Origin of the sequence: Salmonella sp. NW177 (genome assembly GCF_051811585.1) — a bacterium.
Taxonomy (GTDB): Bacteria; Pseudomonadota; Gammaproteobacteria; order Enterobacterales; family Enterobacteriaceae; genus Salmonella; species Salmonella enterica.
Genome location: NZ_JAMMZV010000002.1, coordinates 333,294 through 349,094, shown reverse-complemented (window position 1 = coordinate 349,094; position 15,801 = coordinate 333,294). Strand labels below are relative to the sequence as shown.

At 51.7% G+C, this 15,801-nt stretch carries 16 protein-coding genes; 4 read left to right on the top strand and 12 right to left on the bottom strand.

Features of this window, described 5'->3' with window-relative positions; genetic code table 11:
* Position 1 precedes the first annotated feature (1 nt).
* Complete coding sequence (lysA, locus tag NA986_RS08400; protein ID WP_000056587.1) at positions 2-1,264, bottom strand: diaminopimelate decarboxylase; 1,263 nt, start codon at positions 1,262-1,264, stop codon at positions 2-4.
* Between the two features lie 117 nt (positions 1,265-1,381).
* On the opposite strand from lysA, the gene NA986_RS08395 reads away from it, so the two are divergent.
* Entirely contained in the window at positions 1,382-2,317 is a 936-nt protein-coding gene (locus NA986_RS08395; RefSeq protein WP_023216776.1) for a LysR family transcriptional regulator, read from the top strand.
* On the opposite strand, the gene NA986_RS08390 is transcribed toward NA986_RS08395, so the two are convergent.
* The 6 genes from NA986_RS08390 to NA986_RS08365 form a co-directional block, all read right to left on the bottom strand.
* Positions 2,289-2,996, bottom strand: coding sequence for an aspartate/glutamate racemase (locus NA986_RS08390; protein WP_000848633.1), 708 nt, complete (start codon positions 2,994-2,996; stop codon positions 2,289-2,291). The genes NA986_RS08395 and NA986_RS08390 overlap by 29 nt on opposite strands.
* A gap of 112 nt (positions 2,997-3,108) precedes the next feature.
* A complete protein-coding gene (araE, locus tag NA986_RS08385) occupies positions 3,109-4,527 on the bottom strand; it encodes an arabinose-proton symporter AraE (protein ID WP_000253650.1) in 1,419 nt (472 codons plus the stop codon).
* 353 nt (positions 4,528-4,880) lie between these two features.
* Complete coding sequence (kduD, locus tag NA986_RS08380) at positions 4,881-5,642, bottom strand: 2-dehydro-3-deoxy-D-gluconate 5-dehydrogenase KduD (protein WP_000602491.1); 762 nt, start codon at positions 5,640-5,642, stop codon at positions 4,881-4,883.
* A gap of 56 nt (positions 5,643-5,698) precedes the next feature.
* Positions 5,699-6,535, bottom strand: coding sequence for a 5-dehydro-4-deoxy-D-glucuronate isomerase (gene kduI, locus NA986_RS08375; protein ID WP_000383270.1), 837 nt, complete (start codon positions 6,533-6,535; stop codon positions 5,699-5,701).
* 429 nt (positions 6,536-6,964) lie between these two features.
* Positions 6,965-8,143 (bottom strand): acetyl-CoA C-acetyltransferase, encoded by a 1,179-nt coding sequence (locus NA986_RS08370; RefSeq protein WP_023216357.1) that lies wholly within the window; start codon positions 8,141-8,143, stop codon positions 6,965-6,967.
* Between the two features lie 122 nt (positions 8,144-8,265).
* A complete protein-coding gene (locus NA986_RS08365) occupies positions 8,266-9,129 on the bottom strand; it encodes a LysR family transcriptional regulator (RefSeq protein WP_001270769.1) in 864 nt (287 codons plus the stop codon).
* 103 nt (positions 9,130-9,232) lie between these two features.
* Between NA986_RS08365 and NA986_RS08360 the strand changes: the two genes are divergently transcribed.
* On the top strand, positions 9,233-9,688 hold the full coding sequence (locus NA986_RS08360; RefSeq protein WP_001519547.1) for a multidrug/biocide efflux PACE transporter: 456 nt from the start codon (positions 9,233-9,235) through the stop codon (positions 9,686-9,688).
* 141 nt (positions 9,689-9,829) lie between these two features.
* The gene (locus tag NA986_RS08355; protein ID WP_000036824.1) at positions 9,830-11,059 is read left to right on the top strand and encodes an amino acid permease; all 1,230 of its coding nucleotides are present in this window, start codon (positions 9,830-9,832) and stop codon (positions 11,057-11,059) included.
* Between the two features lie 30 nt (positions 11,060-11,089).
* On the opposite strand, the gene rcnR is transcribed toward NA986_RS08355, so the two are convergent.
* Positions 11,090-11,362, bottom strand: a complete 273-nt coding sequence (rcnR, locus tag NA986_RS08350; protein WP_000019953.1) for a Ni(II)/Co(II)-binding transcriptional repressor RcnR — start codon at positions 11,360-11,362, stop codon at positions 11,090-11,092.
* A gap of 121 nt (positions 11,363-11,483) precedes the next feature.
* Here rcnR and NA986_RS08345 point away from each other — a divergent pair, with 121 nt between their 5' ends.
* On the top strand, positions 11,484-12,350 hold the full coding sequence (locus NA986_RS08345; protein ID WP_000503682.1) for a nickel/cobalt efflux protein RcnA: 867 nt from the start codon (positions 11,484-11,486) through the stop codon (positions 12,348-12,350).
* A gap of 214 nt (positions 12,351-12,564) precedes the next feature.
* On the opposite strand, the gene NA986_RS08340 is transcribed toward NA986_RS08345, so the two are convergent.
* The 4 genes from NA986_RS08340 to stdC all read right to left on the bottom strand — a co-directional run bounded on the left by NA986_RS08340 (position 12,565) and on the right by stdC (position 15,778).
* Positions 12,565-13,323 carry a hypothetical protein gene (locus NA986_RS08340; protein WP_023216358.1) on the bottom strand — a complete coding sequence of 253 codons (759 nt, stop codon included), beginning with the start codon at positions 13,321-13,323 and terminating at the stop codon, positions 12,565-12,567.
* Complete coding sequence (locus NA986_RS08335; RefSeq protein ID WP_023216359.1) at positions 13,310-13,822, bottom strand: CaiF/GrlA family transcriptional regulator; 513 nt, start codon at positions 13,820-13,822, stop codon at positions 13,310-13,312. Before NA986_RS08335 ends, NA986_RS08340 begins: the two co-directional genes overlap by 14 nt.
* A gap of 142 nt (positions 13,823-13,964) precedes the next feature.
* Positions 13,965-15,038 (bottom strand): hypothetical protein, encoded by a 1,074-nt coding sequence (locus tag NA986_RS08330; protein WP_023216360.1) that lies wholly within the window; start codon positions 15,036-15,038, stop codon positions 13,965-13,967.
* Entirely contained in the window at positions 15,035-15,778 is a 744-nt protein-coding gene (gene stdC, locus NA986_RS08325) for a fimbrial biogenesis chaperone StdC (RefSeq protein ID WP_000798496.1), read from the bottom strand. Before stdC ends, NA986_RS08330 begins: the two co-directional genes overlap by 4 nt.
* Between the last annotated feature and the right edge of the window lie 23 nt (positions 15,779-15,801).

Sequence of the window (15,801 nt, the reverse complement as noted above, 5' to 3'; positions counted from 1 at the left end):
TTCAGAGCATCTCCAGCGCTAACAGCTCTTCAATGGTCTGACGACGGCGGATCAGCCGCGCCTGTCCATTGTCAAACAGCACTTCCGGCAGGAGCGGGCGGCTGTTGTAATTCGATGACATAGACGCGCCGTACGCGCCGGTATCGTGCAATACGAGGTAATCGCCGGGGATGACCGCAGGTAAGGCGCGTGTTTCAACCATTCCCCCTTCCTGCTGCGTAAAAACATCGCCTGATTCGCATAGCGGCCCGGCGACCACCGTCTCGACCCACGGGCCATTTTCAAGCGCGCGACCATCCGCCGCCAGCGCCGAAATACGGTGATAGCTACCGTACATCGCCGGGCGCATCAGATCGTTAAAACCCGCATCTACCAGCACGAAATGGCGGCTTCCCATCTGTTTTACGCTACGCACCTGCGTTACCAGCACGCCCGATTGCGCCACCAGAAAACGTCCGGGTTCGATCTCAAGTTTGACCGCATGTCCCAGATGGCGGGCGATTTGCTCGCGCGCCGCGTTCCACAGGCCATAGTAATGGCGCGTATCAACGGGCTCTTCTCCCTCACGGTAAGGTATCGAGAGTCCGCCGCCTGCCGAAATCGCCTCCACATCCTGACCACATTCCAGCACCTGGCGTACCATCGCGCCGCAAACCTGCTCCAGATGGCCATAATCGACGCCGGAACCAATGTGCATATGGATACCGACAAGTTTCAGTCGGTATTTCTGCATTACCGCCAGCGCCGCCGGAAGATCGCTATGCCAGATGCCGTGTTTGCTGTTTTCGCCCCCGGTGTTGGTTTTCTGGCTGTGGCCGTGACCAAAGCCAGGATTCACGCGCAACCAGACGCGATGCCCAGGCGAAACCTGACCAAGCTGCGTCAGCATATCTACCGAGCCGGCATTGACCGGAATATGCAGTTCACTGACGCGCGCCAGCGTGGCGGCGTCAATCACATCGGCGGTAAAAACGATATCATCAGGGCACGTTTGCGGATCGTAGCCCGCCGCCAGCGCACGTTCGATCTCCCCCAATGAAACAGAATCCACCTTGACGCCCTGCGCGCGCATTAAGCGCAGGATATGAATGTTCGAACAGGCTTTTTGCGCAAAACGCACGACGTCAAACTGCTGCAGGGCGGCTATCTGACGGCGAATAATGTGCGCGTCATAGACCCAGACCGGACAGCCGAATTCAGCAGGCAATCTGAGCAAATTTTCAGCGTTAAGGTCAGTTTCAGCGTGATAATGCGGCAATGACATAACAAACTCCGGAACAGGCTTTTTAACGATTACGCCATACCTTAGAAAGAATAAAAAATATCGTTTTATTGTCAGTCTATGCAAAAATGATATGGGATAAATGATTCAGGGAAACGTATGGCTGCCGTAAATTTACGTCACATTGAAATTTTTCACGCCGTAATGACCGCCGGAAATCTCACCGAAGCGGCGCGGCTGCTGCATACCTCGCAGCCTACCGTCAGTCGCGAGCTGGCGCGTTTTGAGAAAGTGCTGGGATTAACGCTGTTTGAGCGCACACGCGGGCGCTTACATCCGACGGTGCAAGGGCTACGCCTGTTCGAAGAGGTACAACGCTCCTGGTATGGGTTGGATCGCATCGTCAGCGCGGCGGAAAGTCTGCGCGAGTTCCGTCAGGGCGAGCTCTCTATCGCCTGCCTGCCGGTCTTTTCACAATCCTTTTTGCCGCCGTTACTACCGCCTTTTCTGGCGCGTTATCCGGATGTCAGCCTGAATATTGTGCCGCAGGAGTCGCCGTTGCTGGAAGAGTGGCTCTCCGCCCAGCGCCACGACTTAGGGCTGACGGAGACGCTTCATGCCCCGGCAGGAACAACCCGCACCGAGTTACTAACGCTAAATGAAGTGTGCGTACTGTCCTGCGACCATCCGCTTGCCGCCAAAACGGTACTGACGCCAGACGATTTTCAGGGGGAAAACTTTATCAGCCTCTCCCGCCTGGACAGCTATCGACAGTTATTGGATACGTTATTTGCCGAACATCAGGTGAAGCGCAGAATGGTGGTGGAAACGCATAGCGCGGCCTCCGTCTGCGCGATGGTGCGCGCCGGGGCGGGCGTTTCGATCGTTAACCCGCTGACCGCGCTGGACTATGCCGCCAGCGGCGTCACCGTTCGCCGCTTCAGCATTGACGTGCCCTTTACCGTCAGCCTGATTCGCCCGCTACACCGCCCCGCCTCCGCGCTGGTTGACGCCTTCAGTAAGCATTTACAAACGCATCTTTCGCGCCTGGTCGAACCGCTGGAGGTTATTCTGGGGCCGATGACGAAAGCATAAAGCTCACGGCATCTGCGGCATGAATTGCCGTGGTATCGAAAACCGGTAGCGCGCTTTGCGTCTGGGGAACAAGCAAACCTATTTCAGTGCAGCCAAAAATAACGCCCTGCGCGCCTTGCGCAGCCAGTTGTTCGATAACCTGTAAATAATAGTGGCGCGACGCGTCAGTGAATGTCCCCTGACAGAGCTCGTCAAAAATGACCTGATTGATACGCGCCCGATCGTCCGCCTCCGGCACGATGGTCTCAATCGCAAATTGCTGTTCCAGCCGCCCGCGATAAAAATCCTGCTCCATCGTATAGCGGGTCCCTAATAGCGCCACGCGATGCAACCCCTGACGGGCGATGGCTCGCCCGGTAGCATCAGCGATGTGTAGGAAAGGCAGCGAACAACGAGATTCAATAACGTGCGCGATTTTATGCATGGTGTTGGTACACAGCACAATGCCTTCTGCGCCCGCCTGCTGTAACCCCTGCGCGGCCTGCGCCAGGATATCGCCCGCTTTATCCCACTCGCCGCGGCGTTGACATACTTCAATATCGTGGAAATCTACGCTATGCAGCAGTAAGCTCGCCGAGTGCAGGCCTCCCAGCTGCTGTTTAATGCCTTCATTGATTAAACGGTAATAAGGGATAGTCGATTCCCAGCTCATACCACCCAACAGTCCGATCGTTTTCACTGCGCTCTCCTTTTTGTAAAGCATTATGGCAGTGAAGCAAACTTACACATCCGTTTCCAGCCTATTTTTCATCATGCCGGATAACAGACGTTATCCGGCATGGGAGGGGGGATTACACGCCAATATTTCTTAGCTTCTCGCCCGCCATTAGCTTGCGTTCGATATGCTCCAGGGTGACATTTTTGGTTTCCGGAATCAGCCAGAAAGTGATGCCGATAAAAGCGATATTCAGCGCGGTGTAAAGCCAGAATGTACCTGCCGCGCCAATGCTGTCCAACAGTGTCAGGAATGTCGCGCCGATGATCATGTTCGATACCCAGTTTGTCGTGGTTGAACAGGTAATGCCAAAATCACGGCATTTCAGCGGCTGGATTTCCGAACACAGTATCCACACCACCGGAGCGGCGCTCATCGCGTAACCGGCGATACACATCATCGTCATCCCAACGGAAAGCCAGGAGAGGCCGCTTGATGCCGTACCGTTATCAAACTGCATCAGGCAGTAGCCCAACACCAATGTCCCTAACGCCATTACGCTGAAACCGATTTTTAACGCCGGTTTACGCCCGGCCTTATCGACCGTAAAGACGGCGATAAACGTCGCGAACATAAAGGTCAGCCCGACCACCAGCGTGGCGATCATTTGCTGTTCCGTGGTGGTAAAGCCGGCCATTTTAAAAATGCGCGGCGCATAGTACATAATGATGTTCATGCCGGTGAACTGCTGCATTGCCTGTAGCAGCATACCGAGGAACACGGCGCGGCGAACATTGCGGTTAGCTTTAAATAATGCCCACCCTCCCTGCTTGAGTTTGAGGCTTTCCCGAATTTCATTCAGTTCATCACGGGCTTTTTCCGAGGTATCGCGCAGCATACGCAGCACCTCTTCCGCTTCAATATGGCGACCTTTTTGCGCCAGCCAACGCGGACTATTCGGCAGGAATACCACGAGAATAATGAGCAACACCGCAGGCAGCGCCAGCACGCCCAACATCGCGCGCCAGTTGCCGCTGTAGCTGAATGCCGTATCGGATAAAAAAGCCAGCACAATGCCTAACGTCACCATCAGTTGATACATACTGATCATTTTGCCGCGAACATTTTCACTTGCCATTTCAGAGAGATAAAGCGGCGCGGTATAGGAGGCAATCCCTACTGCTACGCCCAGTATCACGCGGGCGCCAATCAATACTTCCACGCTGGAAGCAAACGCCGACCCCAGCGAGCCGAGCACGAACAAAATCGCGCCGGCCATCAGGCTATACTTACGCCCCAGCCGGAATGAAAGCCAGCCGTTAAATAATGCGCCAATTGCCGCGCCAAGCATCATGCTGCTGACGACCCATTCCTGCAGCCGGCTGGTCAGTACGAAATGGTCGGTAATAAAAGGCAGCGCCCCGGCGATAACGCCGATATCCAGACCAAATAACAGTCCCGCTACCGCTGCAGAAACCGAAACAAACATATTCATACGTCGTGTGTCGCGAAGCGAACGCGGCGTTAAAGCAGAGTCATGATTAATAGAGACCATATTTTCCTGCCACAACAGAGTAAGACATAGCCTGAAAGTACGGGATACTCTTCCTCAAGTGTCAGGCTGGAAACGGCATAAATATGGATTAAATGGCTACGCTATAGCGATATGTGATGGATATTACACTTTTTAAATTTAACGCCGTTGCCGGGTATTTTTTTAAACCACCAATATTTCAATGAATTAAACCATTGATCATAGCTATTATTTAACAATATATGGATTAAGTTAAACCCACAATATGGACTATGCTAATGAGATCATAAAAAAACCCTGTACGAGGACAGGGCTTTATCAGTTTTTTCGGCCAAAGCGTCGATTTTTCCAGAAACGCATTTGTCAGTAGCGGATTAACGCGCCAGCCAACCGCCATCTACCGCTATGGTATAGCCGTTAACATAATCAGCGGCGCTGGATGCCAGGAAGACTACCGGCCCCATTAAATCGCCCGGTAGCCCCCAACGTCCAGCCGGAATACGGTCGAGAATTTCGGCGCTACGTTGTGCATCAGCGCGCAATTGCTGGGTATTATTCGTGGACATATAGCCCGGCGCGATGGCGTTCACATTGATATTGTGTTTCGCCCACTCGTTCGCCATCAGACGCGTTATTCCCATTACGCCGCTTTTCGACGCGGTATAAGACGGAACGCGAATGCCGCCCTGGAAGGAGAGCATAGACGCGATATTAATAATTTTGCCGCCGTTGCCCTGGGCAATAAAATGTTTTGCCGCCGCCTGAGACATAAAGAACACGCTCTTGATGTTCAGGTTCATGACGTCATCCCAGTCTTTTTCCGTGAAATCAATCGCATCTTCACGACGGATCAAACCCGCGTTATTCACCAGAATATCAATATGACCGTATTCCGCCACCGCCCGTTCCAGTAATGCCGGAATACCATCGATTTGACGCAGATCGGCTGTCAGGCTTAAAAAACGACGTCCCAGAGCGGTGACGCGCGCAATAGTTTCCGTCGGTTCAACAATGTTAATACCGACAATGTCACAGCCCGCTTCCGCCAGCCCTAACGCCATCCCCTGCCCCAATCCGGTATCGCACCCCGTCACAACCGCGACTTTACCTTCAAGAGAAAATGCATTCAAAATCATTGTTAATCCTTATTTTTGTCATGCCTGTCACGCACAGGCGTTATCACCGGTCGCGACTAGCGCAGATCTTGTACCGCAACGTGATCCATGTCATCGAAGACCTGATTTTCTCCCACCATGCCCCAAATAAACGTATAGGCTTTGGTGCCAACGCCGGAATGTATTGACCAGCTTGGGGAAATAACCGCCTGTTCATTACGCATCACAATATGACGGGTTTCCTGAGGCTGCCCCATCATATGGAAAACGCAACTGTCCTCTTCCATATTGAAATAGAGGTACACTTCCATACGGCGCTCATGGGTATGGCATGGCATGGTGTTCCATAGATTGCCGGGCGCCAGTTCGGTGAGTCCCATACTGAGCTGACAGGTTTCCAGTACATCCGGTACGAAGTATTTATTGATGGTGCGACGGTTACTGGTGAGGTTATCGCCTAAGGTGACGGGCGCAACGTCGGCAGGCGACACTTTTTTCGTCGGATAAGCGGTATGCGCTGGCGCGCAGTTGTAATAAAACTTCGCCGGTCTGCTCGCCTCATTGCTGACGAAGACCAGCTCTTTCGCCCCTTTACCAATATACAGAGCATCACGATGACCAATGTCATGGCGCTGCCCGTCAACGATAATGGCGCCCGCGCCGCCAATATTAATGACGCCCAGCTCGCGGCGGTCCAGTAACCGGGAAACGCCAAGCTGTTTACCCACCTCTCCGCCGATTTCAACGGGATGGCTGACGGGCATAATGCCGCCGACAATAATACGGTCGATATGGCTGTAGACCATCGTATATTCATCAGCGACAAAAATATTTTCTATTAAAAACTCGCGTCGCAGCGCCTGGGTGTCCAGCGTTTTAGCGTGCTCGCTATGGATACTTTGCCTTACGTCCACCTTTCCCTCCAATGATAAATCGATCGCAATGGCATAAAATCAAAACACTGTTTTGATTTATTTAACGGCATCATAGTCGCCTGGATAAAGGTTTTCAACAATAAATAAAACAACGTTTCATTTATATGGTTGGTTATTTTTAAAACTGCTGTAGCGATCACGAACGGCGCTAAAACTTACGCACTTGTCTGATTTTCAGACATGTGCGCCAGATGCTGTATGCGGTTACTCAGATAAAAATTGGAGCTTGTTTTGGAACGGGGTCTGATGTGCGAATTGAATTAAAAGCGGTATGCGTCTGCAATGCCCGACGCGGCAAGACGTTCTGCGCTATAACGAAAAAGGGGGTTCTGTCACTGGCTTTGCCCTCGTGATAGAGGGCTTTTTATGACGGAATACTGAAGCAGAAAAAGGATGGCTGGCGCAGGATCAATCGCGTTCAATGGTTAAAGCAACGCCCTGGCCACCACCGATACACAGCGTCGCCAGGCCTTTACGCGCGTCGCGTTTAACCATTTCGTGCACCAGTGAAACCAGAATTCGACAGCCGGAAGCGCCAATAGGATGCCCCAGCGCAATCGCGCCGCCATTAACGTTTACCCGTCGCTCATCCCATTCCAGCATTTTTCCTACCGACAACGCCTGGGCGGCAAACGCTTCGTTGGCTTCGATAAGGTCGACCTCCGTCAGTTGCCAGCCGGCACGCTCCAGACAGCGCCGGGTAGCATATACCGGCGCAATCCCCATTAGCGCAGGATCGACGCCGACGCTGGCAAACGCGCGGATGCGCGCCAGCACCGGCAGCCCCAGCGCCTGGGCTTTCGCCTCGCTCATCATCATCACCGCGGCGGCGCCATCGTTGATTGAGGAGGCATTACCCGCCGTCACCGAACCTAAACTATCAAACGCCGGATGCAGCAGGGCTAACCCCTCCGCACTGGCGTCGGCCTGCGGTTGTTCATCCGTATCGACAATTGCGGTCTGCCCATTACGTTGCGTGATGATGGGGACAATCTCATCTTTAAAACGCCCGGTATCAATCGCGGCCCTGGCTTTTTGCTGCGAACTGAGCGCATAAGCATCCTGTAACTCGCGGCTGATGCCATATTCCCGCGCCAGGTTTTCTGCCGTCACGCCAATGTGATAATCGTTGAAGGCATCCCATAAGCCATCATGTACCAGACTATCCACCAGATTGTCGGCATCAGGCAACGCGCCGCTACGGCTGTCATTGAGGACATGCGGCGCACGGCTCATATTCTCCTGCCCGCCCGCAATAACAATGTCCGCTTCGCCGCACTGAATAGCCTGCGTCGCCAGGTGCAACGCTTTTAAACCGGAACCACAAACGTCATTAATGGTAATGGCGGAAACGGTAGTCGGCAGCCCTCCTTTGATGGCTGACTGGCGCGCCGGATTCTGCCCGGCACCAGCCGTCAGCACCTGACCGAGGATGACCTCATCGATAGCGTTAGCGTCCACGCCGGTGCGCTCAATTAACGCTTTTACGACCATGCTCCCCAGCTCGACGGCGGAATGACGGGCCAGCGTTCCCTGAAAACAGCCGATGGGTGTCCGTAAAGCCCCCACTATCACAACCTCTTTCATTACCACCTCAGCGCAAAATGACACCGCCATAGTAGAGCATTGTTAAAATTAGTTATCTTGATTGTTTAAAAAAAGTGAGTTTTATCACAAAGGAAATGACGCTGATTTGACGGTGACGCAGCTTATTTCTGCTGCAAATGGTAGCGAAGCCAGTTCCCTGCCGTTCCGGGCGGCGTCTTCTTGTTCCACAGCAAATCAATAGCAATCGCCCTCGGCCAGCCAGGAACATCCAGCTGCGCCAGCGGTTTTTCCGCCGCAAACTCTTCCACCAGCGCGCAGGGCAATACGCACCAGCCAAATCCCTGAACCGCCATGCTCAACAGCAATAAATAGTTTGGCGCTGACCAGGCCGGGCCGCGCGTAATGTTGGCGTTAGAGTCAAGGTAGGTATTCAGACGCAGCTCGCGCCAGGTATGCAGTTGTTCCCATTGCAGGTTCGTCTGCGATGCCAACGGATGCGTGGTCGCCACATAAACTCCCATCCAGCTTTGAACAGGCAGACGCGTCGCGCCAATGTCTGTGGGATAGTCATCACGCGCTTCAATCAGGCCTATCTGGGCGCGCCCTTTTTGCAGCAGGTCGATGACATCATCATTTTCTCCGATCAAGCATTCAAACTCGGTATGCGGGAATTGACGATCAAACTGCGCCATTAACTCTTCCAGACTGTCAGGGTGCAGGGTATCAGAGAGGACGAACGTGAGTCTTGCCTCCGTCTCGCCGGATAACGTCAGCGCCACCTCATCCAGACGATCGCTCGCCGATAAAATAGCCTGAACATAGCTAAGCACCCGTTTTCCTTCTTCGGTCAGAACGGGCTGGCGCGATGATCGATCAAATAATGAGAATCCCAGATCCGCCTCCAGATGCGCAATGGCGGTACTAATGGTGGACTGGCTTTTACGCAGGCGGCGCGCCGCCGCAGAAAACGAACCGCAAGAGACGGTCTCAACAAATGCCATTAACGCTTCAGGTGAGTAACGCATAACCTATCTACTTTATCGATGGATATTATCTTTTAGGTATCACATTAAACGATAAAATAGCGGAAATTTCTTTAGTTTGATTAAGAGTAAGGTTTTTTCGTTTATGCAACATGACGCCATACAACGTCGCTCGCTGCCGGAGCGTATTTTCCATGCTGTCTGTTTTGAAGGTATTGCGACTGCGATACTGGCGCCAACGACCGCCTGGCTAATGCAGCGCTCGGTGCTGGAGATGGGCGGCCTGACGATATTGCTGGCAACGACGGCCATGATCTGGAATATCATTTATAACGCTCTGTTTGATCGACTGTGGCCTGCGCATCAGGTGAGACGAACCGCCAAAGTGCGCGCACTCCATGCGTTAGGATTTGAAAGTGGGTTTATTGTCATTGGCGTGAGTATTGTCGCCTGGGTACTGAATGTCAGCCTGCTACAAGCATTCACCCTGGAAATTGGTTTCTTTCTGTTCTTTTTACCGTACACGATGCTGTACAACTGGGCATACGATGTTTTACGTCAGCGAATAGTGACCCGCCGCCAACAGCGCGTTAGTGCATGATATTGCTCTTTTTTGCCGGGATCGCAACGCTCCCGGCCCTCCGCCTCCACGACATCCATCTGCTTAAAACGCCCCCAACTGACGCTATTTATGGTAAATTGCGCTTCTTTTTGTGTGTTTTATAGTTGATAAATTCAAATAATGTCTAAAATTTGGTCAAAAGATGAGACTCTCTGGAGTTTTGCATTATACGGAACGGCTGTAGGCGCAGGCACTCTTTTCCTTCCCATCCAGTTGGGATCGGCAGGCGCAATCGTGCTATTTATTACCGCGCTGGTCGCCTGGCCGCTGACATACTGGCCGCATAAGGCGCTGTGTCAGTTTATTCTTTCCTCAAAGACTTCTGCCGGTGAGGGAATTACTGGCGCCGTTACTCATTATTACGGCAAGAAAATCGGCAATATTATTACCACGCTTTATTTCATTGCGTTTTTTGTCGTGGTATTAATTTATGCTGTGGCGATTACCAATTCCCTGACAGAGCAATTAGCGAAGCATATTCAGATAGATATTCGCATCCGGATGGCAGTTAGCTTCGGCGTAGTACTTATCCTGAATATGATTTTCTTAATGGGAAGACATGCCACTCTTCGCGTAATGGGCTTTTTAGTCTTTCCACTTATCGCTTACTTCTTGTTCCTTTCGCTCTACTTAACCGGAAGCTGGCAACCCTCGTTACTGACCGGGCAGATGTCTTTGGATAGTCACACGTTGCACCAGGTATGGATTTCTATTCCGGTGATGGTTTTTGCTTTTAGCCATACGCCCATTATTTCGACGTTTGCCATCGACAGACGGGAAAATTTTGGCGATCAGGCCATGGATAAATGCAAAAAGATCATGAAGGTCGCCTATCTGATTATCTGCCTGAGCGTGCTGTTCTTTGTCTTTAGCTGCCTGCTCTCCATTCCGCCGTCATACATTGAAGACGCGCGCAACGAAGGCGTTACCATCCTTTCCGCGCTCTCGATGATGCCCAATGCGCCGGCCTGGCTCTCTATTTCCGGTATTATCGTTGCCGTCGTGGCCATGTCGAAATCTTTCCTCGGCACCTATTTCGGCGTCATCGAGGGCGCAACCGAAATGGTAAGAACCACCCTACAGCAGGTTGGCGTGAAAAAAAGCCGGGCGTTCAATCGCGCGCTGTCTATCATGCTGGTTTCCGGGATTACGTTTATTATTTGCTGTATTAACCCGAATGCCATCTCTATGATTTATGCCATTAGCGGCCCGCTCATTGCGATGATTCTGTTTATTATGCCCACGTTGTCAACGTACCTGATACCGGCATTGAAACCCTACCGTTCAATAGGTAATTTCATTACGTTGGTCGTCGGTTTACTTTGCGTATCGGTGATGTTTTTCGGCTAAAGTAAAAGATAGCCGGGATATAACTCCCGGCTATTTTATATAAGAATCCAGCACCTTTAATATTACGTCCAGATCTTCTTCACGCCTGGCTTCATCACTCTGATGAACGATATGCTCGGTCAGATGCCCTTTAATCACCTCACGCATTAAGCCATTTACCGCGCCGCGAATCGCCGCGATCTGTTGTAACACGGCCGCGCATTCATGCGGTTCATCCAGCATTTTTTTTAGCGCTATCACCTGCCCCTGAATCTTGCTGGTTCTGGCTTTAAGCTTTTGTTTGTCCCGGATGGTATGTGACATTACAACACCTCACTAACATTAACGAATACAAATTATAGCATTACGATGCTACTGGGGGGTAGTATTCCATACTGGGGGGGAGTAGAATGACGCCCACATAAAACAACTAAGAATCATTCTCATGGGTGAATTTTCGACACTTCTTCAGCAAGGAAACGGCTGGTTCTTCATTCCCAGCGCCATTTTATTAGGTATTTTGCACGGGCTTGAACCAGGGCACTCCAAAACTATGATGGCGGCTTTTATCATTGCCATTAAAGGTACGGTTAAACAGGCCGTCATGCTCGGTCTGGCAGCAACGCTTTCTCATACCGCGATCGTCTGGTTAATCGCGCTGGGTGGGATGTATCTTAGCCGGGCATTCACCGCACAATCAGTGGAACCATGGCTGCAGTTAATTTCTGCGATTATTATTCTGAGCACCGCGTGCTGGATGTTCTGGCGGACATGGCGAGGCGAGCAGCAGTGGCTGGCGGGAAACCACCATCACGACCACGACCACGACCACGACCACGACCACGACCACGACCACGACCACGACCACGACCACGACCACGACCACGACCATCATGGTCACATACATCCGGAAGGCGCAACGTCAAAAGCGTATCAGGATGCCCATGAACGCGCCCATGCTGCCGATATTCAACGCCGTTTTGATGGTCAAACAGTGACTAATGGACAGATCCTGCTATTCGGCCTGACCGGAGGGCTTATCCCCTGTCCGGCTGCGATCACCGTTTTACTGATTTGTATCCAGCTTAAAGCGTTTACGCTGGGCGCCACGATGGTGCTGAGCTTTAGTCTTGGCCTGGCATTAACGCTGGTGACGGTAGGCGTTGGCGCGGCGATAAGCGTTCAACAGGCAGCAAAGCGCTGGAGTGGTTTTTCGACGCTTGCCCGGCGGGCGCCCTATTTTTCGAGCATTCTGATTGGTCTGGTCGGCGTGTATATGGGAATTCATGGCTATACCGGGATCATGCAGTAAATATGTAACGCTTCTGCTCAGGCCGTATCATTCACTTCGGGTTTCATTCCAGAAGCGTTTTTACTTATCAAACGGTATGAAAGGCCATACATTCAGCGTCCCGCCTGAATAATGATCTGTGTTTTACTTCACGACACCACAGGCAAAACATACCCCACCGCCACCGGGTTTAGCCGGCGTGTCAGTGTTTCTGGATAGGGTCGCCGGAGGCGGGTTATTGCGGAGCGATAAACGGAGTTCGCTGCAGTGATTTACAAAACCGGGTACCAAACAGCAGTTCCCGTAATCGGTTCCGCATTCCCAGCTTCACCAGTAACCGGTATTTGTCCTGCCAGATTTGCTTCTCCTGCGTATTCAGCCTTCCACACAACGCTGACAACCTTCCCCGTCCACGGTAAACTTCCTGAAGCAAGCGTAACTGGGCCAGGCTCACTCCACATGCCAGTATCTCCCGGTGCATCAACTGGTCCATATATTTCATCAACCGCTTCGGATTGTTAAATATCGGCGGCACTTCCAGAAAGCCCGTCACTGGCTCCGGAGATAACAAAAAGGCGTCCAGCGCTCCTGTCCTGCGCAAGCGTGCGCCCCCGGCCCACTGTTCATCCCGCCGCCACCGAATAAGTATCTCCGCCAGTTCCTGCTCCAGCAGCGCCGGGATGCCGCCGTATACCTTCAGTACCACCCGGTCGCTGAAAAACAGCTCATCGCTGATAATCATAACCGGGTAGTCCGGCAGTATCTGCCTCAGGGAATAGAACAAAAAGAGATGTTCACGGGGACGCAGACACAGTATCAGTATGGCCTCCGGTTTCCGACGTAATTGCTGCAACAGAACAGGCAGCCTGTATGCGGTTTCACAGTTGCAGCCCGGCAGAAATCTTCGGACCAGGTGTGCCACGGCGCTCGTCACCGGCCAGCAGTCACCGTAAACGATAATCTGCCGGGCCGGCATCCGGTTATGTTCCGTCATCCTCATCCTCCTTCTTTTTCAGGATCTTCCCCGCATTTCTGTTACTGCACAGCCGGTTCCACAGTTCATTTGCCATCGACCTGTCACCATTACCGACCCGGCGTTTTGATACCGGCGGCGGTCCGGCTTTTTCACGGCGCGTGGACGGGGTGGGACTGTCAAGAACCCGGATAACATAAATCTCATAGCGTCGTGCTTTATTGGGCAGGGTCTGGTGACGGCAGATGCTGACCACCCGCGATGTTTTGCTTCGCAGATAGGCAATCAGGTAGCTGGCCCGTCTGGCCGTGATGTGAAACGCCTCTGCTATCTGGTTACGCTGAACCCAGTTCTGCTGCAACAGGCACCAGTGTGCCACGATGATATACAGGGGCTCGCCGGAATACTGGCGGACACTTACCGGAATAAAACAGGCATCATGGTTGGTCTGTCCGGGATAATGAATATCGTTACCAGGGGTAAGGTACTGCTTTTTTGCGTGTGTATTATCAGGGCACATAAAACCTCTCCATAACTGGGTAAATGATTTCCCGGAGGTGAAGAACAACTCTTAAATAGTATTTATTATTAATGTGTGTTTATTCGGGATTAGTTCCCCGATAACTCAGTCAGTTCTTTTATTTTTATTATCTGCCCCCCGATTAGTTATAGGTAACAGTAACGGGTATTGCAGCAGAAAACATTCCTGTCTTTACACTTTCCCCCGGGGTCGGGGTTATTACTGCGGTATATACCTTCGACACATTACCGGTGACAGCTCCTGTAATAGTAATATCCCCCAGTACTTCTTGTTTATCAAAAGTAATCTCTTTTGTACCGTCTTTTATTGAAAGCCGGAGTCCATTAGGCTGACCTTTGTTGGGGCCATCCAGGCTGACAAGATTCAGAGTTTGCCCGGTATCCTGTGTCAGTGCACCTTTCCCGAAGGTGATGGCCAGAGGGATCGTGAATTCCTGTCCCATAGCCGGTCGTAAAACCTGCGTGGCGATCACTGTAAAATTTGCCTGCCTGGTCTGTGAAGGTTCATAAGTCGTATAAATATGCCCAAAGTTGACCTGTAATGGAACAATGTCAACTTTACCCAATCCGTTTCTGAGAATTCTCACATTAAAACCAGATAAAACAAATCCGTTTTGTCTCACAGAATAAGGAAAAGGTACAATATTTAAAACATTACTTACCCCCGTAAAAGCTGTAACTGCACTACTCTCTGAATATGCTTTTGTATATAAGAAATCCAGTGTTATCCTTACTTTTCGTTCTGTAGTCCCAACAGGTAGTTTTGTGCCAAACTCTTTTCGCAACTCATTTCCTGACTGAGTGCTCTTTATTTCATCCCAGGAGAACGAAACAACATTTGAAGCATTTTCTGTTTCTTTAACGGACATTCTGAATCCAAGTCCCATCGCATCTAGTGTCTGGGTAAATTTACTGAAGTAGTCCTGATTAAATACCAGTTGTGGAAATTGCGTGCCATATCCCATGTAACATTTAAAAACAGCATCCTGATTGATTGTATAGATAACCGAATCCGGACCAGGTTTAAAATCATCGGTTGTCAAATTTATATTTCTTAAATTAATATTCTGACCGGAAGTGACTGCACATTCATTTATACCTGGCTCAACCGCATACACTTTAGTCACACATAAAGAGCACAACATCATCACCAGTACGGTCAGTTTTGTTTTCAGATTAAAAATCCATTCTGTCATGATGTCGCCCCTGCGTCCTTAAACGCGCAGTTCAGGGCATCGCAGGCGTAGCGGTTCATCTGCAGTCCACCGTAATCATCAATATACCCCACCCACAGCGTCCGGGTTTCTGCCGGCAAAACAGCCTTTAAAGGCAGGCTCCCCAGGGGCGGCACCATCACGCCCTCGCGGAAACCGCTGAGCCTGTGGCTGCGGTCTGCTCCCAGCCACGCCACAGTGATGTAGTACGGCGTCGGGTTTCTGAGGGTCAGATGTCCCGCATTCCGCTCAGCAGTCAGCTTTCTTTCCGGCTGGTCACTGCTGCTTCTGATAATGGCTTTCGGACGGTAAAACAGTTTCAGCTGGCTCTGCATGGCCAGTTGCAGAACGTTGTCGTCTTCTGGCTTCGGGGGAACGCCCCGCACGTTAAACCAGAACAGTGTTTCCCTGTCCTGAGGGAGCTTATCTGTCAGCCCGCGAACCTGGGTGATGCGGACCTGGGATTTCTGTCCGGCATCAATACGCTGCAGCGGCGGCAGCGCCATCAGCGCATCGGTTCTCACCCCGTCAGCGTCCGTCACCCAGGACTGCGCCAGGAACGGCGTGGTTTTGTCATCGTTATTCAGCGTGATGGCCACCGTTTTCTGCGATGCATCCATGATAATACGGGTCCGGTCGACATTGACGGCCGCCGGGCTGCACTGGCTCCATGCTGCCGCCAGCGCGAGTAAAATCACACGGCTTCTTCTGCTGTTTTTCACCTGTTTTCTCCTTTAGTCCTGCT

What these genes read in the sequence shown, in the direction of transcription:
- araE (WP_000253650.1), bottom strand. Translation starts at nt 4,527, where the DNA reads ATGGTCTCTATTAATCATGACTCTGCTTTAACGCCGCGTTCGCTTCGC.
- NA986_RS08335 (WP_023216359.1), bottom strand. Translation starts at nt 13,822, where the DNA reads ATGTGCCCTGATAATACACACGCAAAAAAGCAGTACCTTACCCCTGGT.
- NA986_RS08340 (WP_023216358.1), bottom strand. Translation starts at nt 13,323, where the DNA reads ATGACGGAACATAACCGGATGCCGGCCCGGCAGATTATCGTTTACGGT.
- NA986_RS08345 (WP_000503682.1), top strand. Translation starts at nt 11,484, where the DNA reads ATGGGTGAATTTTCGACACTTCTTCAGCAAGGAAACGGCTGGTTCTTC.
- kduD (WP_000602491.1), bottom strand. Translation starts at nt 5,642, where the DNA reads ATGATTTTGAATGCATTTTCTCTTGAAGGTAAAGTCGCGGTTGTGACG.
- NA986_RS08370 (WP_023216357.1), bottom strand. Translation starts at nt 8,143, where the DNA reads ATGAAAGAGGTTGTGATAGTGGGGGCTTTACGGACACCCATCGGCTGT.
- rcnR (WP_000019953.1), bottom strand. Translation starts at nt 11,362, where the DNA reads ATGTCACATACCATCCGGGACAAACAAAAGCTTAAAGCCAGAACCAGC.
- NA986_RS08365 (WP_001270769.1), bottom strand. Translation starts at nt 9,129, where the DNA reads ATGCGTTACTCACCTGAAGCGTTAATGGCATTTGTTGAGACCGTCTCT.
- NA986_RS08355 (WP_000036824.1), top strand. Translation starts at nt 9,830, where the DNA reads ATGTCTAAAATTTGGTCAAAAGATGAGACTCTCTGGAGTTTTGCATTA.
- lysA (WP_000056587.1), bottom strand. Translation starts at nt 1,264, where the DNA reads ATGTCATTGCCGCATTATCACGCTGAAACTGACCTTAACGCTGAAAAT.
- NA986_RS08360 (WP_001519547.1), top strand. Translation starts at nt 9,233, where the DNA reads ATGCAACATGACGCCATACAACGTCGCTCGCTGCCGGAGCGTATTTTC.
- NA986_RS08395 (WP_023216776.1), top strand. Translation starts at nt 1,382, where the DNA reads ATGGCTGCCGTAAATTTACGTCACATTGAAATTTTTCACGCCGTAATG.
- NA986_RS08330 (WP_023216360.1), bottom strand. Translation starts at nt 15,038, where the DNA reads ATGACAGAATGGATTTTTAATCTGAAAACAAAACTGACCGTACTGGTG.